This is a genomic window from Halothermothrix orenii H 168, from assembly GCF_000020485.1.
Lineage (GTDB): Bacteria > Bacillota > Halanaerobiia > Halanaerobiales > Halothermotrichaceae > Halothermothrix > Halothermothrix orenii.
Genome location: NC_011899.1, coordinates 839,940 through 863,825, shown reverse-complemented (window position 1 = coordinate 863,825; position 23,886 = coordinate 839,940). Strand labels below are relative to the sequence as shown.

The following is a 23,886-nucleotide window of genomic DNA, read 5'->3' as shown; positions in this document are numbered from 1 at the left end:
GTATTACTACCATGTTCCCATTTTCTCAAGAACCGCCTCTACCTCTGCGGAAACAGGTTCTGGTTTTTTGATGGTATCAATTGCAGTGGTTGGGTCTTTAAGCCCGTGACCGGTTAAGACAGCCACAACCTGACTCCCGGGCTTGATCACACTCCGGGCCACCATTTTTTTAACCCCTGCCACTGAAGCGGCCGACGCCGGCTCAGCAAATATACCAACCTCTGAGGCAATTTCCCTGTAGGTCTCAATAATCTCATTATCTGTTACATAATCAATAAGACCCCGGGATTCTTCAGCAGCTTTAACAGCTTTATCCCAGCTGGCTGGATTACCGATTCTTATTGCAGTAGCAATTGTTTCCGGTTCACTGATTACAGTATTTTTAGCTATGGCTGCTGAACCTTCAGCTTCAAAACCAAGCATACGGGGCAATGACTCTATCTTTTTAGCCCGGTAATATTCTTTAAAACCCTTCCAGTAGGCAGTTATATTTCCGGCATTACCAACCGGTATAGCCAGAACATCAGGGGCGTTTCCGAGTTGATCACAGACCTCAAAGGCACCACTTTTCTGGCCTTCTATCCGGTATGGATTTAAAGAATTAACAAGTGTTATGGGATATTTACTGGTAATCTCCTTAACTATAGCCAGGGCATCATCAAAATTTCCCTTGATAGGTATTACCTCAGCCCCATGCATTAAGGCCTGGGCCAGTTTCCCCAGGGCTATCTTTCCTTCAGGAATAACTACAGCTGTCTTAAGGCCACTTCTGGCCCCATAGGCTGCTGCTGCTGCAGAAGTATTACCTGTTGATGCACACATAATAGCCTCTGATCCATCTTCTATAGCTTTAGTTACAGCCAGAGTCATACCCCTATCTTTAAAAGAACCAGTTGGATTGGCTCCATCATATTTTAAGTATAGTTGAATACCAAGTTTTTCACTTAACCTGTCAGCATATATTAAAGGGGTATTTCCCTCCTGCAGGGTTACCGGTTTTGTTGTTTCCTTAAGGGGCATAAATTCTCTATAAGCTTCAATTATTCCAGGCCATTTTTTCATATTGATTCCTCCTCAACCCTTATTAAACTATCAATGCTAACAACATCTTCAATCTTCTTTAATTCCTTTAATGACTTATTAATAAATTGCTCTTTAACAGGATGGGTTATTAACACCAGGGGTACTACAGTTGTTAATCGATGCTTTTGTAAGACAGAAGCAAGGCTTACCTTATTATCACCTAAAACTTTAGTAATCTGGGCTAAAACTCCCGGCTTATCTCTAACCTGTAATCTCAGATAAAAACTATTCTCAATTTCATTTATATCAACTACCCTGTGTTTTATAGTCGTGTCCAGGGACGGGGTCACAACTCTACCAGAATGAATATCTCTTGCCACCTGAATAATGTCAGCAACTACAGCACTACCGGTCGGCATCTGTCCAGCCCCTTTACCATAGGACATAACATCCCCTACTGCATCACCATGTAAATAAACAGCGTTATAAACATCACTTACCAGGGCCAGAGGATGGCTTCTGGGAATAAAGGTGGGATGGACCCTGATGTCGAGACCACGTTCACACCTTTTTCCTATAGCTAATAATTTTATAACATAACCCAGTTCCCGGGCAAGTTCAATGTCATCAACACTGATACCATCAATACCTTCTACATAAACCGAACTGATGTCAATAGATGTTTCAAAGGCAATAGAGGCCAGTATAGCTATTTTATAGGCAGCATCATAACCTTCAATATCAGAAGAGGGATCACTTTCAGCATATCCTAGTTTCTGGGCTTCAGCCAGTACTTCCTGAAATTTTCTCCCCTCTCTGGTCATCTTAGTTAGAATATAATTGGTGGTACCATTTAGAATACCATAAATTTCATGAATCCGGTTTGCCGCCAGTGATTCCTTCAATGGCCTGATAATAGGAATTCCACCACCAACACTACCCTCATAGCTGACCTGAACCCCTTTTTCCCGGGCCAGTTTTAAGATCTCAGTACCATGTTTGGCTATAACCAATTTATTGGCAGTAACAACACTCTTCCCCCTATTTATAGCCTCTTTAATATACTGGCAGGCAGGTTCTTCACCACCAATTAATTCCACAACAAGATCAATATCAGGATTGTAGACTATATCTTCAATATTACTGGTCAACACCCTGGAATCAATATCCAGGTCCCTTTCCTTGTCAAGATTTTTAACTAGAACCTTCTCTATTGCTAGAGAGGTCCCCACTTTTCTCCTTATACTCTCCTTATTGTTCTCCATAATTGTAACAACTCCACTACCGACAGTACCCAGACCCAGTAAACCTATTTTAATCATCTACCTGCTCCCTCCTGACAGACTGAACTTGTGTCCTTTTAAAATTAATCCCTTATTATCCAGTCCTGTTTCGATATATTTACTGTTTATGTTATAATGACCAAAGGCCTTAACCATAGCTTCACCAATTTTATCTCCTTTATCTTTTGCAAAACTGATAACAGTTGGGCCGGCCCCACTTAAAGCTACACCTACCGCCCCATTGTCATAGGCACTCTTAACAACTTCATCAAACCCGGGAATTAGCGAGGAACGGTAATCCTGATGTAATCTATCCTGCATGGCAACCCTTAGACTTTCCCAGTCTCTTTCATAAAAACAGGAAGTTAAAAAAGCGGTTCTACTGTGGTTAAAAACAGCATCTTTAAATTCTATTTGGCGGGGTAAAACCTGCCTTAAATCTTCTGTTTTTAATTGAAATTCAGGGATACACAGAATTACCCTTAATTGCTCACCGGGGTTAATCTTTTTATAATAAAGGTCACTACCCTTTAAAACATTTATAACAAAACCACCTTTCAGGGCAGGAACTACATTATCAGGGTGTTTTTCCAATTTAACAGCAATCTTTAATAGTTCTTCGTCTTCTAGGGGTTCCCCTAACATGATGTTAGCCCCAAATAAGCCACCGAGTATAGCGGTGGCACTACTACCAAGTCCCCGGGCAAAGGGAATAGCAACTTCTTCCATAAGTTCTATGCCCTCAGGTCTAACATCATAACGCTCAAAAAGATACATCATGGCCCGGTAAATTAAATTATCTTTAATCGGTAATTCAATAATATTACCTGTGTCTACTTCCTTAATTTTAATTCTGATATCAGAACTTTTAAGTCTTTTAAAAGTAAATTTATTATATAATTGTAAAGAAAGACCGAGGCTATCAAAGCCAGGCCCCAGGTTTGCAGATGTTGCCGGTATTTTTATTGTAAACATTGCTATCCACCTTATCCTGTAAAAAAATTCTTATCGTATATTCTATCACTATTTTGCATAAAAAACAAGAGTATTTTGTTCCTGATGGATATTTATTTAGATAAGGCCTGATCCAGGTCAGCTATTATATCTTCGTAATTTTCAAGTCCCACCGACAATCTTACCATATTTTTATTGAGACCCATTCTGGCCAGTTCTTGACCGGAATAATCCCGGTGAGTCATGCCAAAGGGATATTCAATAAGGGTTTCAGCATCTCCGAGGCTAACGGCCAGTTTAATTAAATTCAGGGATTCAACTGCCCTTTTTATATCCTGATACCCACCCATAATTTCAAAACTTATAATTGCCCCAAAACCGGACATTTGTTTTTTGGCTATTTCATAACCCTTAAAGTCCTGTAAACCGGGGTAGTATACCCGGTTTATCCCCGGATGATTTTTAAGGTACTTAGCAATCTTGCTGGCATTTTTTTCATGTTCTCTCATTCTGAGACCCAATGTTTTAAGACCTCTTAATACTAACCAGGAATTAAAGGGACTTAAAACACCACCCAGTTCAGTTAAATAATTAAATTTTAATTCATGTATATATTCCTGATCCCTGGCAATAACAGCCCCGGCCAGAACATCACCATGGCCATTCAGGTATTTAGTAGCACTGTGGATTACAACATCTGCTCCCAATTTTAATGGATTCTGGTAAAATGGGGTAGCAAAAGTATTATCAACCACCACTTTTATATTATGTGAAGAGCATAGCTGGCTAACTTCTTTAATATCTATTATTTCAAGATTGGGGTTGACCGGAGTTTCAAAATAAATTAATGTAGTCTTATCAGTTATACCTGTTTTTAATTTGTCAATTTGAGTTAAATCAATAAAACTTGTTTTGATACCGTACCGGGGTAACACTTCTTTTATTACCTTATATGACGAGCCATACAAAACCTGATGGGCAATCAATTCATCACCCGGCTTTAATAATGACAGAAGTGCTGATGATATAGCTGCCATACCAGAAGAAAAAACAACACAATCTGCCCCACCTTCAAGGCAGGCCAGCCTTTTCTCTAATAACCTGGTTGTAGGGTTATTCCCTCTTGTATAAACATAATCTTTACATTCAAATGAAAAGGTCTTTTCAGCATGTTCAAGGTCATTAAAAGTAAAGGTTGATGTTAAAAAGAGCGGATAATTCAAAGCATTTTCTGGATTTTTCCCTTCATCTCCACCATGAATTGATAGTGTGTTAAATTTATAGTCATCCATCTATCCCTGTCTCCCTTCTGTTACTTTTTAATTATTTTAAATAATATATTATCCATTTTATCCTGTAAAACTAAAAAACCTCTGTTCACTCCGTTTGCAATACCTGACACCATTTTATTATAATTTCTCTAATAGTTTCCTATATTCCTTCATTACATAACAATACATATTATTAGGTCAGGTATCAAAAATAAAAGTTATATAAAAAAAGCACCCTTATATATAATAAGGGTGCTTTAATACCCTGAACCTTTAATAATTTTTAATGGGTTTCAACATCCCTGGCACCATTTTTCCTTAAATAGGATGCAGCATCATTTACTACTTCCTGATCGGCTTTGACGGCTGCCAGTATTGAACCTCTTTTGACTTCATTTTCATAGTATTCTCCCCTCTCCTGGGGAACCCCCATATCAACCAGTCCACCGGCAACTCCTCCAACTGCTGCTCCTGTTAGACCAGCTGCAAGGGGCCCTACAGCCAGAATGGGTCCAATACTCGGGATTGTAAGAGCTCCGGCACCGGCCATAAGCCCGGCTAAACCTCCAAGGGCTCCACCAGAAGTTACCCCACTGGTCAGATTCTGATTGGTATAGTTTGCACCTTCCTGGTTTCTATCACCTTTAACAGCATCCTCTTTAGCTACAATGGATATTTTGTCATCAGTCACTCCGGCATTTCTGATTTCTTCAACTGCCCTTTCTGCCTGCTCCTTATTATCAAATACTCCTACTACGGTAGGCACTTTATTACCTCCTTTGTTTTAATTAACTTACCTGTTCTAAAAAATATAATTTACATATATGTTTTCTTTTATTCATTCAAATCTACCAGTATTACTCTGGTGCCTACCTGTTTTATAGCCCCAACCGGAATAACTATATACTTTTCTCCTTTAAGACCCTTCTGCTGAAATATAATAGATTCAATACTTCCGGTATTAGTCTCAAAAACCAGATCAGTATCCCTGACTGTACCAAGGACCCGACCGGTTTTAATGTTTATTAACTTTTTTCCACTAAGGTCTCTTAATTTCATTACAACCACTCCAGCTAAATACCCGTATGACCAAAACCTCCAGTTCCCCTGGTGCTATTATCCAGGTCCTCGACTTCTTCCCACTCAATTTCATAGGTTTTATGTATTATCAACTGGGCAATCCGGTCCCCTTTCTTAATTTCAAAAGAACACGAACTATGATTAATCAGGATTACCCCAACCTCTCCCCGATAACCGGGATCAATAACACCATCTGCATTTAACACTGTAATCCCATGTTTTAATGCCAATCCACTTCGCGGATAAACAAAACCTCCATACCCTTCTGGTATAGCAATTTTTATGCCTGTTTTTATTAATTTGTATTCACCGGGCTTAAGGACTTTATCTTCAGCAGAATATAAATCCATACCAGCATCTTCACCATAATGCTGGTATTCAGGTAAAGGTAAAGTTTTGTCCAATCTTTTAACTTTGATTTTCATCCAGTATCACCTCAATTTTATTTATAATTACTATATATTTTATAACTATTGATATTAATTATCAATTGGGATACATTTTTTAATGAACACGCACAGGAATTTGGAGTTATTTCCAGTTTACTTTGATATTAATTCAGATACGGTTACTATCTCATATCCTCTCTGTCTCAGATTATTAATTATATCTTCAAGGGCATAAAGAGTTGGTTCAGTTGGATGCATCAGAATTATACCACCATCGTCAATTTTCGCCATTACTCTTTGCACAATGATATCCGGTGAAGGCCTTTGCCAGTCAACTGTATCAGCTGACCACATTATGGTATCATAACCCAGCTTGCTGGCAACCTTTGTTATCCTGGAATCAACTTCACCATATGGTGGGGCAAAAAGCTTTGTTCTTTGACCGGTTACCTTGTATATTAATTCTTCATTATCCTTAATTAACTTTGCCAAAGCCTCATTGCTGAGCTGCTTCGGGTGGGCATGGTTATATCCATGATTCCCAATTTCATGTCCCATTGCAGCCATTTCCTGCAGGAGATCAGGACATTTTCGGGCCCATTTTCCTGTCACAAAAAAAGTTACTTTTACCTGGTTCTCATGTAATATCCTCAACATACCCGGAAGGTATTTTTCCCCCCAGTCCACATTAACGGTAATAGCTACCTGATTTCTTCCCCTGACACCATGGTAAAAGGGACTATCTGGCCTGCTAACAACTGGCATGGTTAATTCATGCCGGGCCATACCGGCTACAATTCCAATAAATAAGGCAATAACCACAACATATTTTTTTATCAATTTCTATCACCTGCCCCCTTCTGTCTTACCTGTAATCCGGAATGGGACTGAATATAATAATTATCTTTATATACTAATTCAGACAGGGGGACTATTTTAAAACCCCGTTTTTTTAACTCCGGAATTAATATCCTTAATGCTTCAGGAGTATGGGGAGCATTATTATGCATTAATACAATTTCACCAGATGTAACATTGTTTAAAATACGGTCAACAATATACTGCACACCCGGTTCTTGCCAGTCAAGGGAATCAAGACTCCATTGTACTACCTGATAATCAAGACCGGTCGCAGTTTCAATAACCTTATTATTATATTCACCAAATGGGGGACGGAAAAATCTCGGTCTCTTACCTATTAATTCTTCAATTAAATCTGAGGTTCTTTCTAGTTCATCTTCTATTTGTTCAGGTGATAAAGAATTACAATGGGGATGGGTATAAGTATGGTTTTCAACATCATGACCTTCAACTGCTATCTTTTTAACAAGATCAGGATATTTCTCCAGCCAGTAACCAGCAAAAAAAAATGTAACCTTCACATCATTTTCTTCAAAAATATCAAGTAATTCTTCTGTATAATTAGCACCCCAGGTACCATCCAGAGTTATGGATATTTTTTTATCAACCCTGTCAACCTTATATATGGGAACCAGTCTTTTATTCAAAACAGGGATAACATCACCATATTTATCACCCGCGAAAAAGCCGATCGTAAATACAGAAATAAAAAAAAGCAACCCCAGACCAAGTATACTTTTTTTTCCCAGGGTTAAAATACGATTCATTCTAATCCCTCCAATTTATTCCTAAATAAAACTTATGCAAACTGGAGGGATTATATTCTTTTTAATAACTGTCAGATTAAAGATTTATAATATAAAACTTCTTAAACACAAAATAAAACAATAACATAAATAAAAATTATGAAAATATATATTGAATATAATTGTAAAAATCATAGGTAAAATTATAAAGGATTAAAAACGGGTGTATATTTACAGAGAAACACTATTACAAAAAATTATAAAAACTCTACAAAAACGGAGGTAAATTATGTTTCTTATATTAAAGTTGAATAAAAAAATTATTGGTTTGCTGCTAGGTGGTATTGTTCTTGCAACCCTTTTATATTTTAGTCTCCATTCTATTCCAACCAATACTAAGGATATGGTTTTTAAAGTCGTAGTTGATCCAGGACATGGGAGTATAGATACAGGAACCCACCATGGTAATATATTTGAAAAAGATATTAACCTTGAAATAGCCAGACATCTGGTAGATGAACTTAAAAAAGTAAATATAATTCCTATAATGACCAGAAATGAAGACAAACTTTACCAGAATGACAGGAATAAAGACCTGAAACATAGACCGGAGATTGCCAGAGAATATCAAGCCGATCTATTTATCAGTATTCATATAAATAATTTTCCTACCAGTCAACCCTCGGGTAGTCAGGTATTCTATAAACCTGACTCTTCTGAAAGTAAAGAGCTGGCAAAATACATTCATGAAGAACTGGTCATGATCAGGCAGGAAAATAATAGAAGCCTTAGTAAAGGGAATTATTATGTACTGAAACAATCCCCCTGCCCGGCAGTCTTAATAGAGGCAGGCTTTATCTCAAACCCGGTTGATCGTAAAAAATTAACTGATCCTGAATACCAGAAAAATCTGGCCCGGGCAATTACAAAAGGAATTATTAATTATTTACAATCAAGTTTTGGTAATCCTGAAAAACCAACAACAGATGGTACTCCAACCATAAAAAAAGACAAAAAAGGAATGTTTACATATTATATAGGGACTTACAACGGAGCAATGTTTCTGGTCCGCAAAGAACTCTCATATCCAACTGCTGTCCTCTTAAACAAAAAATACAGTGGCCTGAAACTAAACGAAATAATGGCCATTCATGCCTTAAATCAGCTCAAAACATCTCCCGATGGACTTGTATCACCCCTGCCTAAGGGGACCAGAATAAAATCCCTGACAGTTAAAAGAAATGTGGCTGTAGTTAACTTCTCCAGAGAACTAAAAGAAAATTTTAAAGGAGGTGGCGGCCTGGAAAATTATACAGTTGAAGCTATAACCAGAACCCTTTTTTCAGTTCCTGGTATTGAAGCCATAGATATTTTAATAGAAGGTGAAACAAATCAAACTATAGGGGGTCATATAATCCTGAATAGAATTATAAAAGATTAGTCATTTATAAATAAAAATCACCTTAGATATTTTTTAAACTTTACAATTATATATTTTAAAAAGTTTTATAGAATATCTTCTTAAGACAATATTACTTTGCGAAAACATGGTCTCCAATTGTTACCAGCAATCTCCTTGTAGCAAACCACCATTTGTTTTCAGCAGTCTTTGGATTATAATAATATAAGGCTCCCATAGTCGGGTCATTACCCTTCAAGGCCTCCCTGGCCGCCCTGAAGGCAGTGCGGTTGGGGGTTAAATTAATCTGACCATCTACTACAGCTGTAAATTGACCGGGCTGATAAATTACCCCGTAAAATGTATCCGGGAAATGGGGACTTAATACCCTGTTTATAATTACAGCACCAACAGCAACCTGTCCAATAAATGGCTCGCCACGGGCTTCAGCATGTATAGCCCTTGCCAGTAATTCCAGTTCTTTTCGATTGATTGTCCTCTCCAGAACCTGGCGTGGGGTCAAATTATTGATCGGTAATTTTATTTTATCACCGACCCTGATAATACTATCCTCCATATTGTTTAAGGCCATAATAACCCCTATAGAAGTATTAAAACTCCGGGCCAGGTCAAATAATGTATCCCCAAGCCCGACATGATATGTTATAATCTTATCCGCTGGTATTTTAACTTCAGGCAGTGACTGCATTGGATTTACCCTGACTGAATAATTACTACCAACATCTAGTTTAAAATGGTCCAGTTTGTCTGGTTTACCTAAAAGCTTATAATCCCAATCGGGAAGATTATTCTTTTCAGGTTGTGGAATTATAAGTTCCTGACCTAATTTTATCCAGCTATTTTCAGTAATGCCATTAATCTCTAAAATATCATTAACAGAAACTCCATATTTTCTGGCAATATCAATCAGGGTATCTCCTTCCTGAACAACATAAATCAGGGTGAATTTAGGACCGGCTGTGGAAATTAAAGTTAACGATATTAACAAAACTAATGTCAGTATTGAAATCAGACAATATTTCTTATATTTATTATTAATACTCATACTAACCTCCCCAATTATCCTTTATTTAATATTATTTATCCTTTGAATTATGCAATTCCTGTAATAATACTGTTTTATCCATTACTTTTACTGGACAACCTGACGGGATTGAATTCAAGAATACTCGTCCATAAGATTTTGTTTTAATTCTACTATCAAGACATATAATCTTCCCTGTATCCTTACTGGACCTGATCAGACGGCCAAAACCCTGTTTAAACCTGATTACAGCATTAGGTAAACTAAAATTAGTGAAAGGGTTTTTACCTTCCTCCTTAAGTTGTTCCATTCTGGCAGCAGAGACAGGTTCAGTGGGTACAGGAAAAGGTAATTTCATCATTACCAGATATCTCAGATCATCACCTTTAATATCAACACCTTCCCAGAAACTCATGGTCCCAAAAATTACCTGGTTACTGTTGGCTTTAAAAGTTTCTAAAATATACTTTCGGGGATATCGGCCCTGGGGCAGAATAACGATACCGTCATCTTTTAATACAGGCTCAATTTTTTTCGTACAATAGTTCAACATGCTATAGGATGTAAATAAAACCAGCGTTGAACCCCTCAGTAAAAGTAGCATTTCTTTTAATATATCGGTAGCCACCGGTAAATACTTTTTAGAATTAGCCGGAGGTATATCATCAGAAATAATTAAAGTAGCCTGCTCACTATAATTAAAAGGTGATTCTATCTTCAACTGACTACATTTATTGATCCCAAGAATTGTCTTAAAGTAATTAAAATTATCATTTACCGTTAATGTTGCCGACGTCAATATTACATTATCCATGGTTTCCCACAAGATCTTATCTATTATATTTGAAACCTTAAGGGGGGCATTTTCCTGTTTAACATTAAGATTATAATCCTTCTCAATCCAGAAAACATAATTTTCTTCCTCTGCTTTTATATTAAACTCCAGTGATTTTGCAAAATGCTGACATCTATTAATATAAGCCTCCAATTCAATAATTAATTCTTCAAAATTACTGATATCGGATGAATTGAGGGTCATAAATTCTTCATAAAGGTTATTCAAATAAATGCCGAGATTATTTAAATTACCAAGTAATGTATCCCCACTATCGACAATCTTACTATATGCTTCTCCCTCAATTATATCCTGGGTGAGTCTTATAACTCCCTCTCCATCTTGATTAACAAACTCATTTAACTTCTGGAAATATTCATGGCTCTGCTCTTCTACCCTCTTTACCTGGGGAACAATTTCAGTATCTATAATTTTAAGTACTTCTTTTTTGTTTTTTAAATTAGTAGCACTAAACCTGTTTCTAATCCTGGGAATCAAAGACAATCTATTTTTGGGGTAGTATACTTTGTTTAAGTATTTGTGTAACAATTTATAATAAAAAGGACGTCCCAGATGTCTACTTGCTATTTCATCAAAATTATGGGCCTCGTCAATAATCAAATTACTATACCGGGGTAATATTCCTCCATCCCTTTCACTATATTCACTCTTCAACATGATATCTGACAGAAGAAGATGGTGGTTTACAATAAGAATGTCTGCACTAAAAACTTCTTTCCTTGCTTTCATGAAATAGCAGGTATCAAAAAAGGGACAATTTGTCCGTAAGCATAAATCTGTTTCTGAAGCAATTTCATTCCATATTTCATTATCAACTACAAAATTTAATTCAGATTTACTACCAGACTTACTTTCCTCAAGCCAGTCCAGTACTTTATAAAACTGAACCTGTTTTTCAGGGTCATCATCAAAATAATTATTTAATTCCTGTTCAAGGTGTTTTATCTTCCTTTTGCAAATATAATTACTCCTCCCCTTAACCATAACCGCTTTGAAATCAAAGGAAAGGGCTTTTTTCAATAGTACTAAATCCTTATAGATTAATTGTTCCTGTAAATTTATAGTATTGGTAGAGACCACTACAGTTTTCTCATTTTTTTTAGCCCAGAATAAGGCCGGTACCAGATAAGCAAAAGATTTACCAGTTCCGGTCCCTGCTTCTATTAGCGTAAATTCATGGTTATTAAATGAATTTATTACTTCCCGGACAACCTCCAGTTGCTGCTCCCGGTACTCGTAATCATTAAGGAATTGGGATAGACTCCCCCCGGGCTCAAAAAATTCAATAATTTCATCTATATCCAGCTGAACTTCCCTATGGGGAATCTTTGGTTCAACGACTACATAGGCATTATTCAAGTCATTATCTATTATAATAAATCCAATACCCTGATTACCCATCCGTGAAGCTATTCTTATATCAGCTGCTGATGGAGTCAGATCAGATGAAGGATGATTATGTACTATAACCTGACCGGGCTTAAGGTCTGAAATAATTGCCGGAACCATTTTAAGATTACCACGGGCCAGTAATGTATAATCCATTATTTTCCCGGTATCAACATCTATATCCCCGATCAAATATATTTCCTGTCCTCCAGCTTCCTGAATGTCATGTCTAATATTTGTTATTATTGATTTAGCAAACAATTCTTCAACAGTCACTTTTAGTTACTAATCCCTCCGTAATAAATTAACCAGCTCAACATCTTTATCTCTACCACTAAATTTTGGTGTTTCCAGTATAAAGGGTTTGTCCTTTAAGAGTGGATGGTTAATTATATTTGAAATTCCTTTTTCACCAATTTCTCCTTCCCCTATATGGGCATGTTCATCTTTATTAGAAGCGAGTCCATATTTGGAATCATTTAAATGAATTACCTTTAATAGATCAAGACCGATAATCTTATCGAAATCATTTAAAAGTTCTTCAAGACCATCTTCATATCTTAGGTCATAACCTGCTGCAAAGGCATGACAGGTATCAAGACATACCCCTATACGGGCATAATCATCTACTTTATTTATTATATCACGTAACTCAGTAAAATTCGAGCCTATACTTGAACCGGCTCCAGCAACATTTTCAAGCAATAGCTGGGGACCATTTTTAACTTCTCCAAAAACACTGTTTATAGCCTCGATTATCCTGTTAATACCAAAATGAAGGCCTTTTCCGGTATGACTACCTGGATGTACTACAAAATAATCAGCATTTATTAATTCAGTCCTCTTATATTCTTTCTTTAAGGAATTGACAGACTTCTCCCACAACTCATCACGGGGAGTAGCCATGTTAATTAAATAAGAAGAGTGAACCACCAGGGGATACATATTCTCTTTTTTAATATTGTCTTTAAGTTTTTTTATTTCTGAGTCAGAAACCTCTTTAATTTTCCAGCCACGTGGGTTTTTTACAAAAATTTGCAGGGCATTACACCCTATTTTAGTGGCTCTATCTGTTGCTTTATAAAGCCCACCAGCGATAGATACATGCTTACCTAATCTCATAATAAATTATCACCTGCTCTAATTTTGTGATAATAAAAAAACATAAACTAGGGCCCTAGTTTATGTTTAATGAATTTATGCCTTTTAATCCCTTTATATTTTTATTTTTATTCTTTTTTTTGTTCCTTCAGGGCCCGTTTTCTTGAAAGATTTATCCTTCCCAGTTCATCTATTTCAATAACCTTTACAGGTATTCTGTCACCTATTTTAACAATATCTTCTACTTTTTTTACATGGTGGTCAGCAAGCTCAGAAATGTGAACCAGCCCTTCACGCCCGGGTAATATCTCAACAAAAGCCCCAAAGTTGGTAATCTTTTTTACCCTTCCTTCATATATATCTCCAACTTCAACCTCTTTTGTCAGTTTATTAATTATCTCTTTAGCCCTGTTACCACTTTCCTGATCCTGGGCCAGAATATAAACTGAACCATCATCATCGATATCTATTTCAACGCCAGTTTCATCAATTATCTTGTTAATTATTTTACCACCAGGCCCAATAATGTGCCTTATTTTGTCCGGTGAAACCTTCATGGTAATCATTAGAGGGGCATATGGTGATAATTCAGGGCGTGGCTTATCAATAACCTGTAACATTTTATCTAAAATGTACAATCTACCTTCTCTTGCTCTTTTAAGGGCCTTTTTCAGGATCTCCTTGGAAATTCCATGAATTTTAATATCCATCTGTAAGGCAGTAATACCATTTCTGGTACCGGCAACCTTAAAATCCATATCTCCATAAAAATCTTCCAGACCCTGTATATCGGAAAGAATAACAACTTTTTCATCTTCTTTTAACAATCCCATGGCAATTCCAGCTACCGGTTCCTTTATTGGGACACCAGCATCCATTAAAGCCAGGGTACTACCACAAATACTGGCCTGTGAAGTTGAACCATTAGACTCGAGGACTTCGGAGACAACCCTGATTGTATAGGGAAATTCTTCCTGATCAGGTATCACAGGCTGTAGGGCCCTTTCACCAAGGGCTCCATGTCCTATCTCTCTACGACCCGGAGATCTTAAAGGGCTTGTTTCGCCAACACTATATGGGGGGAAATTGTAATGATGCATATACCGCTTTGTTTCTTCTTCACCGAGTCCAAATAGGATCTGTTCATCAGACGTAGCTCCCAGAGTGACAACACTTAAAGCCTGGGTTTGACCACGTGTAAATACCCCGGAACCATGGACCCGTGGTAAAGTACCAACCTCACACCATATAGGTCGTATTTCATCAGGTTTCCTTCCATCAGGCCTGATTCCTTCTTCTATTATCATTTTCCTGACTTTTTCCTTCATAACCTTCTCAATTGTTCTTTCTACCATTTTCAACTGTTTATTTTTTTCTTCATTGTCAAGGCCATTATTTTCAAACATGTCTTCAAAGTACTGTAAAGTATTTTCCTTGATTTCATCAACTTTTGCGTTACGTTCCAGTTTCTCTGGAATTCTCAACGCATTTTCCATATCAGAGCTAATATATTTCCTTATTTCTTCATCTAGTTCAGGAGTAATTTCATCTTTTGTAAATTCAAATTTCTTTTTCCCGGCTTCTTCCCCTATTTCTTCCTGTAAAAGCACCAGTCTTTTAATCTCCTGGTGGGCAAGTTCTATAGCATCAAGCATAACATCTTCAGAAACTTCATTTGCTCCTGCTTCAACCATTAAAACGGCATCCCTGGTTCCAGCTACCGTCAGGTCAAGCTTACTTTTTTCCCTTTCTTCCTCATCGGGATTAATAACAAGCTCACCGTCAACTAGACCTACTTTAACACCACCAATGGGCCCGTCAAAAGGAATATCAGATAGGGTAAGAGCAACTGAGGCACCATTCAGGGCCAGTATATCTGGCTCACAGTCATTATCTACAGAAAGAACTGTAGCGATAATCTGTACATCATGTCTAAATCCTTCAGGGAAAAGAGGCCGCAACGGTCTATCTATTAAACGGGCCGCTAAAGTAGCTACATCCCTCGGTCTTCCTTCCCTTCTTGTAATACTCCCCGGTATTTTCCCAATTGCATATACCCTTTCTTCATAATTAACCATTAATGGAAAGTAATCAATACCTTCCCGGGGTTCAGACATGGTCGCAGTGACCAGTACTGTAGTATCACCATATCGTGCCACTACAGAACCATTTGCTTGTTTAGCATATTTGCCAGTCTCAAATTTCATCTTTCCTCCGGCAACATCGATTGTCCAATCTTTATGCATAAATAATCCTCCTTAACTTTACATCTTTCTGATTAACCTGTACTTCATGAAATTAAAATTTTGAATATTAATAAAAACAAAAATATGTACTTTTTTGTTTATAGTTAAGTATAATTATTTACTTTTAATAGTATAACCTTCTTTTAATAATTAATTAACTATGTAAATTAAATATCCTTATATATATGTAAATACCATAAATTAAATAAAAGTTAATTGCCTGTTGAAAATATTTCCTTTTATCCAATGTTTTATCCCGAAAATAAATTGTTATAAATATTAAGGAAAGAGCGGGTAATCCCGCTCTTAATATTATCCTCTGATTCCAAGTCGATTAATTAAATCACGATACCTGTTTATATCTTTTCTTTTTAAATACCTTAAGAGTTTTTTCCTCTTTCCAACCATTTTCAGGAGACCACGCCGGGAATGATAATCATGTTTATGTTCTTTCAAATGTTCGGTTAAATTTTTAATCCGGGCAGTCAACAGGGCTACCTGTACTTCAGGTGAACCTGTGTCTCCTTCTTCTAACTGGTATTCTTCAATTATAGCTTTCTTCTCTTCTTTGGTTAACATAATTAATACTACACCTCCTGCAATTTTTATAGGCCACAGGCCAAGAAAAACGCTGGAGGAACGTATTTCCTAGCCAGTGGTAAGCATATATTTTAAATCCATTACTTATTTTAACACAAAAGGGAAGCGGTGTAAAGAATATCTTTCCTGATTTGATTTATTAATTCCTGTGGACTTTCAAAAGTAATTTCGGGTCTGATAAAGTCAACAAGGTCTACTAAAATAACCTGTCCATATAATTTACCATCAAAATCAAGCAGGTGAACTTCTATAGAATAATCGGCCCCGGAAAAGGTTGGTCTATCTCCAAAATTTGCAATCCCTTTATACAATTGCTTATCATATCTTACATAAACTGCATAAACCCCATTGGGGGGCAGGGCAAAATCAGCCTTTAGCCTGAGATTAGCTGTAGGTATTCCGAGGGTTTTTCCACGCCCATCTCCATGAATCACTGTACCATCGAGCTGGTAATACCTACCAAGATAATCTGGTATTTCTTTTATTTTGCCTTCCCGGATAAGCGATCTGATAGTTGTACTGGAAATTTTTCTACCGTGGGCTCTTTTTATTGAACAAACTGTAACCCCAAATCCCAGCTCTTTGCCCAGTACCTTTAATGAATTAATATTGCCGGCACCTCTATTTCCAAATCTAAAATCTTCACCAACAACAACATGTTTTGCTTTTAATTTTTTTGCCAGGATCTCCCTAACAAATTTATTGAAGGGCAGTTTTGAAAAATCGGTTGTAAAAACCTGTTCAAAATAATAATCAACCCCCATCTCCTCCAGTAAAGAAATCTTCTGGTCCCGGGACATAAGAGATTGAGGGGCTATATCTGGGTTAATAACTTTTAAGGGATGCTTATCAAAAGTATAAACCCCACATGGTATACCAAGTTGCTTGCCCATTTTGCATACAGTTGTTATTACCTTTTGGTGTCCTAGATGAATACCATCAAACGAACCCAGTGCGACAACTACCGGTTCTTTGTTGATTAATCCAAATTTTGAGCTTTGTACTATTTTCATTATCATCACCCTAGAAGTACTCTAGCAACTTATGATGTTTTAAATACACGTTCCGCGTTTAAGTTAATCTGATTTCCTGCTACATCACTAACCCGGTATATGGCCAGAAAAGTATTATTATTATAAATCAATACTTTATCCCTTAAAGTAACTTTACCATATATTTTTGCTATATCACTTCCATACAGGGGAGCACCATTATAAACCTTCTGACGCGAACCTCTCCTGATATCGATTCTGGTAAAATGGTTAGTAAGGGGATAGTCAAAATTATATAATAATTTATCCCCCCTGAATTTTATTTCAGATAACGTAAAACTATTTTCTAAATTAAACGAACCTGATCTGGTTCTTACCAGAAATGACAGGTAAGCTCCACAGCCAAGCTTTTCTCCAATATCACGGGCAATTGACCTGATATAGGTTCCTGGAGAGCATAAAACAAATAATTTTACTTTAGGAAGGTCTATATCAAGAATATTTATTTTTTTTATCTCAACCTGCCTTGGTTCTCTTTTTATCTTTTTACCCTCCCGGGCAAGTTCATATAACCTCTTTCCTTTATATTTGACGGCAGAATACATGGGAGGAACCTGTTCAATTACCCCTTGAAAATCAGAAATCACCTTATTTAAATGACTATCAGTAATTGACTCCCATTTCTGGTTTTCTTCAATGATCTGACCTTCTGAATCTAAAGTATCGGTCTTAACCCCCAGGGTTATTTCAGCAACATATCCCTTTACTTCATCCGGCAAATAAGGTATGATTTTTGTGCCTTTACCCAGACATACCGGTAATACACCACTGGCTGCAGGATCCAGGGTTCCGGTATGCCCTGCTTTTTTTACAGAATACATTTTCCTGATCCAGGCAACAACATCAAAGGAAGTCATTCCCGGAGGTTTTATTATACTGATAATACCATCTACCCTAGACATATTTCTTCACCTTTTTTAAAACCATTTTTATAGCATTTCCAAGGGTATTATTTATAGTACAGCCAGCTGCCCTGGGGTGACCCCCACCCCCAAATTCTGCAGCAATTTCATTGACTGGACAGTAGTTATTGGAACGAAAGTTGACTTTAATTTCGTTATCTGATTTTTCCTGAAATAAAATTCCTACCTCAACCCCTTTTATATCCCTTGCGAAATTCACCAGGCCACTGGTATCCTTAAAAGAAGCACCACTTTTATTAATCATCTCCTGTGTGAGGACAAAATATGAAATCCTTCCATCAAAAGTACGCCTGGCTTTAGAAAAAACCATACCCTTTAGTTTTAGTGATTCAAAGGAATAAGAGGCAAAAAGGGCCCGGTTAACAGTATATAAATCAACCCCTGATTCCATTAAATCAGATGTGAGCCGCAATATTTCAGGTTTTGTGTTCTGGTAACTAAAACCCCCGGTATCCCCGACCAGAGCTGTAATTATAGCTGTCCCAATCTTTTTTTCTACTTTGATTCCCAGTTTCTCAAGGATCTGGTAAACAATTTCTCCGGTAGCTGCCGAGTCCTTATCAACATAATTCAAGTCTCCATATAAAGTGTTATCTATATGATGGTCAATATTAATGGTGTAATAGTCATCAACAAGGTCTTTATTATTACCAAGCCTCTCTTTGCTTCCTGTATCCAGAGAAATTATATTAGGGTTTGACCAGGATAATCCCTGTATATCATCTTCATCCTGTATTAAATAATCATCTCTGGAAATATTTAAATAATCATAAATCTTATCAAGGGGTTCTGTCAGGAGGACCAGGGCTTTTTTTTGTAATCGTTCAAGGCCCCATTTCAAAGCAAACATGGAGCCAATACAATCCCCATCTGGGTCAACATGGCCAACAATAAGGTAATTATCACTCTTTTTTATCGCTTCAATTACTGTGGTTAATTTTATCATTGTTAACCCTCTTCCCTATCCGATTCTTCTTCCTCCTTAACCTTTTTTAAAAGTTCATTGATACGGGCACCATGTTCAAGTGAATCATCATACCTGAAAAGTATTTCAGGTGTATAATAAACCTTTACTCTTTCTCCAATCAATTTTCTTATATAACCGGTAGCCTTTTCTAAACCCTCCATGGTCTCTTTACGTTCTTTTTCATCACCATATACACTAACAAAAACCTTGGCATGGCGCAAATCATTTGAAACCTCTACATCAGTTACAGAAATAAACCCAATTCGCGGGTCTTTAACTTCTCTCAGTATAATATCGCTAATTTCTTTTTTTAAAAGTTCACCAAGTCTTCGGGCTCGTTGCCTCTTCATTTATCTCACCTCTTAAAACCTATAAGGTGCGTTTTATTTCCCTATAGGTATAGGTTTCAATCTGGTCCCCTTCTTTAATATCATTATAACCTTCAATTCCCAGACCACATTCATAACCTTCTTTAACTTCCCTGACATCATTTTTAAATCTTTTCAGGGAAGCAATATCACCTTCATAGACGACTACGCCATCCCTCAATAAACGCACTTTATTATTTCGATTGATAAACCCTTCTTTAACATAAAGCCCGGCTACGGTTCCAACATTGGGCACCTTAAATGTAGCTCTGACTTCAGCCCTTCCGGTAACTTCTTCTTTAAGTTCAGGTTCAAGCATACCGGCCATAGCATCTTTAAGGTCTTCAATTATCTTGTAAATAACCCGGTAGGTTTTTATCTCAACTTTTTCCCGTTCAGCCAATTTTCTGGCATTGGAATCAGGCCTGACATTAAAACCAATTATAATTGCATTTGAAGCACTGGCCAGGTTAACATCTGTTTCGTTAATAGCACCGACCCCTGTATGAATAATATTGACCGTAACCTCATCAGTACTTAATTTTACAAGGGATTCACGTAACGCCTCAATAGAACCATGAACATCTCCCTTGATTATTAAATTAAGCTCCTTAACTCCTCCCTCTTTTATCTGTTGATATAAACCATCGAGGGAAATACGCCCGTCATGCTGTAAATCACGTTCCTGCTTTTTCTGTAATCTTTCTTCTGCAATAGCCCGGGCCTCTTTTTCATCTTCGAGAACCTGAACATAATCACCAGCTGCCGGCACATCAGAAAAGCCCAGAACTTCAACCGGTGTCGACGGCAGTGCCTCTTTAATACGTTTTCCCTGATCATTTATCATGGCCCTGACCTTACCATGAGTATAACCGGCCAGGATTGGATCACCGACCTTTAAGGTTCCATTTTTTACAAGTACTGTGGCAACCGGGCCCCGTCCTTTATCCAGCTGAGATTCTACAATAACACCTTCTGCTGGTCTATCGGGATTTGCCTTAAGTTCTTCCATTTCAGCTACAAGAAGAACCATTTCAAGTAATTCATCTATATTCTTTTTCTTTAAAGCAGAAATGGGAACACAGATAGTATCTCCACCCCAGTCTTCGGGTACCAGACCATGCTCTGTTAACTGCTGTTTTACCATATCAGGCTGGGCATTGGATTTATCCACCTTATTTATAGCAACAATTATCGGGATATCAGCGGCCTTGGCATGATTTATAGCTTCTACAGTCTGGGGCATAACCCCATCATCAGCTGCAACAACTAAAATAGCAATATCGGTCAACCTGGCTCCCCTGGCCCTCATTGCAGTAAAAGCCTCATGACCGGGGGTATCTATAAATGTAATCTTCTTATTCTGTACAACTGCCTGATAAGCTCCTATATGCTGGGTAATTCCTCCTGCCTCACTTTCAGCAACCCGGGTTTCCCTGATTACATCAAGAAGGGTTGTTTTTCCATGATCAACATGTCCCATTACAGTGACAATAGGAGGGCGAAGTTCTAAATCTTCAGGTTTATCTTTTATATCAGTCTGAACTTTATCCGGTTTTTCTTCTTTATCTTCCCCTTGAGAAATTTTTATTTTTAAGTTCATTTTGTCTATTAGTTTTTTAACTATTTCTTCGTCAATCTGATGATTAACTGTAGCCATAACCCCCAGTCCAATTAATGTTTTAATTATACGATTAACAGGAATATCAGCCTTCTCAGCCAGCTCTTTTACAGACAGGGGAGGGTTTACAGTTACCCTCATCTCTCTTCTATCTGTATCTTTCTGACCATGTTCTGTACCTTCTTTTTGAGTGGCTGTTCTGGTCATCTGTTTTTTTCCTTTAGTCTTCTTTCTATCTTTCTTATCTGGCTCTTTTTTACTAATTTTTTCTTCAGGTTTATCTTCTTCCTGTAACATTCCCTTAACAAGTTCAGCCGTCTCATCCTCTACTGTACTCATATGACTGGATACTTCAACACCTAAATCATTTAAAATATTAACCAGTTCTTTACTGGATTTACCTAATTCCTTTGCCAGTTTATAAACTCTAATTTTACTCATAATTTCACCTCCAGAAAAATTACCTGACTATCCATTCATTTTATCAATCTCCTCCATCAATTTTGTATAAATCTCGTCAGAAATTGAAGTCTTTAGAGATTTATTGAGTCTATTTCCTTTTTTAGCCTTTTTTAAACACCCCTTGTCGGGACAAATATAAGCACCTCGTCCTGGCAATTTACCGGACGGATCAACCTTTATTTCTCCCGTTTTTTTATTATATATTATTCTTATTAACTCTTTTTTTGGCTTCCTGGTCTGACACCCGATACACATTCGAACCGGAACCTTTCGGGACATAATAAATCCCTCCTAACTCTCTTCTATATCTAGACTATCATCTTCAACCCCTACTTCATCAACTTTTTCCCCATCATCTGCGGGAATTTTTTTCTCAACCTCTCCGGTTTCTTTCTCAAACTGGGATTCACTTTTGATATCAACCTTCCATCCTGTTAATTTGGCTGCTAATCTCGCATTCTGACCCTCTTTACCAATAGCCAGAGATAATTGAAAATCAGGTACAACTACTTCAGCAACCTTTTCTTCTTCATCAAGGCTAACATTTATAACCTTGGCCGGATTAAGGGCATTGGCTACAAGTATAGCAGGGTCCTCACTCCATTCAATAATATCAATCTTTTCACCGTTAAGCTGGTCAACTACCGCCTGTACCCTCATTCCTTTAGGCCCCACACAGGAACCTACCGGATCAACATTCTCATCATAGGAACTGACTGCCATCTTTGATCTATAGCCTGCTTCCCGGGCCACTGCCTTGATTTCAACAATACCATCAAATATCTCCGGTACTTCAACTTCAAATAATCTTTTAAGGAGGCCGGGATGGGACCTGGAAACGAGGATACGTGGCCCTTTTGTAGTTGAAGCAACTTCGACAACATATACTTTAATCCTTCTACCCATTTCATATAATTCCCCGGGGATTTGTTCAGATGGCGGTAACAGGGCTTCAGTCCTCCCCAGGTCAATAAGCACGTTGTTATTATGAAAGCGCTGGACAGTACCGGTAATTATTTCCCCCTCTTTTTGTTTATATTCTTCATAAATTACATCACGTTCAGCTTCTCTGATTCTCTGCATAACAACCTGTTTTGCAGTCTGGGCAGCAATTCTACCAAAATTAGCTGGAGTTACCTCCTTCTCCACAATATCCCCTGGTTCGTAATTTTTGTTTAATTTTTGTGCCTCTTCCAGGGAAATTTCCTTTCGCTCATTATTAACTTCATCAACTACTTTTTTCTGACTATAAACATGTACCTCACCACTATCTGGAACTATATGTACTCTAACATTTTCCTTGGAACCAAATTCTTTTTTATAGGCAGAAAGGAGTGCTGTTTCTATAGCTTCAATTAATACTTCCTTGGATATTCCTTTTTCTTTTTCAATATCATCCAGCGCATGTAAAAATTCAATATTCATTCCAATTCCTCCTTATAAAAAACTTGCAACATTATCTAACCTGTAATATTATCAAAATCAACCATTAAATGGGCTTTAGCAATCTGTGAAAAAGGTATTTCCAGTTCTTTATCATCATCTTTTTTAAGAACTTTAATGTTGTCTCCATCTCTTCCTTTTATTATACCGGTAATTTCTTTATTACCGGAAACAGGAGCAAATGTCTTAATATAGGCCAGTTTACCGGAGAACCTATCGAAATCCTCTTTTTTCTTGAGGGGTCTTTCAATACCTGGCGATGATACTTCAAGTATGTAACTCTCTTGAATAGGGTCTACTTCATCCAGTTTTTCATCTAAATTCTTACTCACATTTTCACAGTGATCCAGAGTAACCTCACCCTCCGGATTTTCAATAAACACCCTTAAAACCCGGTTCTCTCCTTCTTTAACATATTCTACATCTACCAGTTCAAGGCCCTGGGATTCGACAATTGGCTGGGCCAGGTCTTCTACCCTGTCAGTTATTTTCCCCATAGTAAATACTCCTTTCCTGGAAAAACAAATTTTATAATAATATTGTAACCCATCTAAAAATAACTATTATCCAAATAGTTTCTACTCATAATTAAAGAGTGGGAAAAATCCCACTCCTTCTCTCAGAACATATCTTGAAAATACACCTTTAATAATTTTACCATAGACTTCTATAGGTTGCAAGTTACAACAAAAATGGACTCCCCTTTTATATTTTGGCTTACAACTTTAATTAACAGGGGAGTCTCTTTTAAAAACAGCCCATAATAGTCCTTAATTAAAGACGTAATGGAGTTTTCAACTGAAATTA

At 37.2% G+C, this 23,886-nt stretch carries 23 protein-coding genes; 1 reads left to right on the top strand and 22 read right to left on the bottom strand.

All coding sequences use genetic code 11. The features are described from left to right. Window positions 1-6 precede the first annotated feature (6 nt). From thrC to HORE_RS04185, 9 genes are all read right to left on the bottom strand, one after another. Window positions 7-1,062, bottom strand: a complete 1,056-nt coding sequence (gene thrC / locus HORE_RS04225) for a threonine synthase (protein WP_012635748.1) — start codon at window positions 1,060-1,062, stop codon at window positions 7-9. After that, a complete protein-coding gene (locus HORE_RS04220) occupies window positions 1,059-2,345 on the bottom strand; it encodes a homoserine dehydrogenase (protein ID WP_012635747.1) in 1,287 nt (428 codons plus the stop codon). Before HORE_RS04220 ends, thrC begins: the two co-directional genes overlap by 4 nt. Next, window positions 2,346-3,281 carry a homoserine kinase gene (gene thrB / locus HORE_RS04215; RefSeq protein WP_012635746.1) on the bottom strand — a complete coding sequence of 312 codons (936 nt, stop codon included), beginning with the start codon at window positions 3,279-3,281 and terminating at the stop codon, window positions 2,346-2,348. 92 nt (window positions 3,282-3,373) lie between these two features. Beyond that, window positions 3,374-4,552 (bottom strand): trans-sulfuration enzyme family protein, encoded by a 1,179-nt coding sequence (locus HORE_RS04210; RefSeq protein WP_012635745.1) that lies wholly within the window; start codon window positions 4,550-4,552, stop codon window positions 3,374-3,376. 262 nt (window positions 4,553-4,814) lie between these two features. Continuing rightward, complete coding sequence (locus HORE_RS04205) at window positions 4,815-5,297, bottom strand: general stress protein (protein ID WP_012635744.1); 483 nt, start codon at window positions 5,295-5,297, stop codon at window positions 4,815-4,817. 68 nt (window positions 5,298-5,365) lie between these two features. After that, on the bottom strand, window positions 5,366-5,590 hold the full coding sequence (locus HORE_RS04200; protein ID WP_012635743.1) for a YlmC/YmxH family sporulation protein: 225 nt from the start codon (window positions 5,588-5,590) through the stop codon (window positions 5,366-5,368). A 14-nt stretch (window positions 5,591-5,604) separates the two neighbouring features. Continuing rightward, complete coding sequence (gene dut, locus HORE_RS04195; RefSeq protein ID WP_012635742.1) at window positions 5,605-6,036, bottom strand: dUTP diphosphatase; 432 nt, start codon at window positions 6,034-6,036, stop codon at window positions 5,605-5,607. 117 nt (window positions 6,037-6,153) lie between these two features. Continuing rightward, the gene (locus HORE_RS04190; RefSeq protein WP_012635741.1) at window positions 6,154-6,840 is read right to left on the bottom strand and encodes a polysaccharide deacetylase family protein; all 687 of its coding nucleotides are present in this window, start codon (window positions 6,838-6,840) and stop codon (window positions 6,154-6,156) included. Beyond that, entirely contained in the window at window positions 6,837-7,628 is a 792-nt protein-coding gene (locus tag HORE_RS04185) for a polysaccharide deacetylase family protein (protein WP_012635740.1), read from the bottom strand. Before HORE_RS04185 ends, HORE_RS04190 begins: the two co-directional genes overlap by 4 nt. 268 nt (window positions 7,629-7,896) lie before the next feature. Here HORE_RS04185 and HORE_RS12385 point away from each other — a divergent pair, with 268 nt between their 5' ends. Then, window positions 7,897-9,048, top strand: coding sequence for an N-acetylmuramoyl-L-alanine amidase (locus HORE_RS12385; RefSeq protein WP_012635739.1), 1,152 nt, complete (start codon window positions 7,897-7,899; stop codon window positions 9,046-9,048). Between the two features lie 91 nt (window positions 9,049-9,139). Here the strand turns inward: HORE_RS12385 and HORE_RS04175 are convergent, their stop codons facing one another. The 13 genes from HORE_RS04175 to HORE_RS04115 all read right to left on the bottom strand — a co-directional run bounded on the left by HORE_RS04175 (window position 9,140) and on the right by HORE_RS04115 (window position 23,576). Further along, the gene (locus tag HORE_RS04175; protein ID WP_012635738.1) at window positions 9,140-10,072 is read right to left on the bottom strand and encodes a cell wall hydrolase; all 933 of its coding nucleotides are present in this window, start codon (window positions 10,070-10,072) and stop codon (window positions 9,140-9,142) included. A gap of 31 nt (window positions 10,073-10,103) precedes the next feature. Beyond that, window positions 10,104-12,572 (bottom strand): helicase C-terminal domain-containing protein, encoded by a 2,469-nt coding sequence (locus HORE_RS04170; RefSeq protein WP_012635737.1) that lies wholly within the window; start codon window positions 12,570-12,572, stop codon window positions 10,104-10,106. 9 nt (window positions 12,573-12,581) lie between these two features. Continuing rightward, on the bottom strand, window positions 12,582-13,418 hold the full coding sequence (locus HORE_RS04165; protein ID WP_012635736.1) for a deoxyribonuclease IV: 837 nt from the start codon (window positions 13,416-13,418) through the stop codon (window positions 12,582-12,584). Between the two features lie 107 nt (window positions 13,419-13,525). After that, window positions 13,526-15,643 carry a polyribonucleotide nucleotidyltransferase gene (gene pnp, locus HORE_RS04160; protein ID WP_012635735.1) on the bottom strand — a complete coding sequence of 706 codons (2,118 nt, stop codon included), beginning with the start codon at window positions 15,641-15,643 and terminating at the stop codon, window positions 13,526-13,528. 312 nt (window positions 15,644-15,955) lie between these two features. Then, complete coding sequence (gene rpsO / locus HORE_RS04155) at window positions 15,956-16,222, bottom strand: 30S ribosomal protein S15 (RefSeq protein ID WP_012635734.1); 267 nt, start codon at window positions 16,220-16,222, stop codon at window positions 15,956-15,958. A gap of 110 nt (window positions 16,223-16,332) precedes the next feature. After that, complete coding sequence (locus HORE_RS04150; protein WP_012635733.1) at window positions 16,333-17,256, bottom strand: bifunctional riboflavin kinase/FAD synthetase; 924 nt, start codon at window positions 17,254-17,256, stop codon at window positions 16,333-16,335. 29 nt (window positions 17,257-17,285) lie between these two features. Continuing rightward, window positions 17,286-18,197, bottom strand: coding sequence for a tRNA pseudouridine(55) synthase TruB (truB, locus tag HORE_RS04145; RefSeq protein ID WP_012635732.1), 912 nt, complete (start codon window positions 18,195-18,197; stop codon window positions 17,286-17,288). Then, a complete protein-coding gene (locus HORE_RS04140) occupies window positions 18,190-19,164 on the bottom strand; it encodes a DHH family phosphoesterase (RefSeq protein WP_012635731.1) in 975 nt (324 codons plus the stop codon). Before HORE_RS04140 ends, truB begins: the two co-directional genes overlap by 8 nt. A gap of 2 nt (window positions 19,165-19,166) precedes the next feature. Further along, complete coding sequence (gene rbfA / locus HORE_RS04135) at window positions 19,167-19,535, bottom strand: 30S ribosome-binding factor RbfA (RefSeq protein ID WP_012635730.1); 369 nt, start codon at window positions 19,533-19,535, stop codon at window positions 19,167-19,169. A gap of 19 nt (window positions 19,536-19,554) precedes the next feature. After that, window positions 19,555-21,615, bottom strand: a complete 2,061-nt coding sequence (infB, locus tag HORE_RS04130) for a translation initiation factor IF-2 (protein WP_012635729.1) — start codon at window positions 21,613-21,615, stop codon at window positions 19,555-19,557. 27 nt (window positions 21,616-21,642) lie between these two features. Then, the gene (gene rnpM, locus HORE_RS04125; RefSeq protein WP_012635728.1) at window positions 21,643-21,915 is read right to left on the bottom strand and encodes an RNase P modulator RnpM; all 273 of its coding nucleotides are present in this window, start codon (window positions 21,913-21,915) and stop codon (window positions 21,643-21,645) included. Window positions 21,916-21,927: 12 nt separating this feature from the next. After that, window positions 21,928-23,061, bottom strand: coding sequence for a transcription termination factor NusA (nusA, locus tag HORE_RS04120; RefSeq protein ID WP_012635727.1), 1,134 nt, complete (start codon window positions 23,059-23,061; stop codon window positions 21,928-21,930). A 35-nt stretch (window positions 23,062-23,096) separates the two neighbouring features. Beyond that, a complete protein-coding gene (locus HORE_RS04115) occupies window positions 23,097-23,576 on the bottom strand; it encodes a ribosome maturation factor RimP (protein WP_012635726.1) in 480 nt (159 codons plus the stop codon). Window positions 23,577-23,886: the final 310 nt, after the last annotated feature.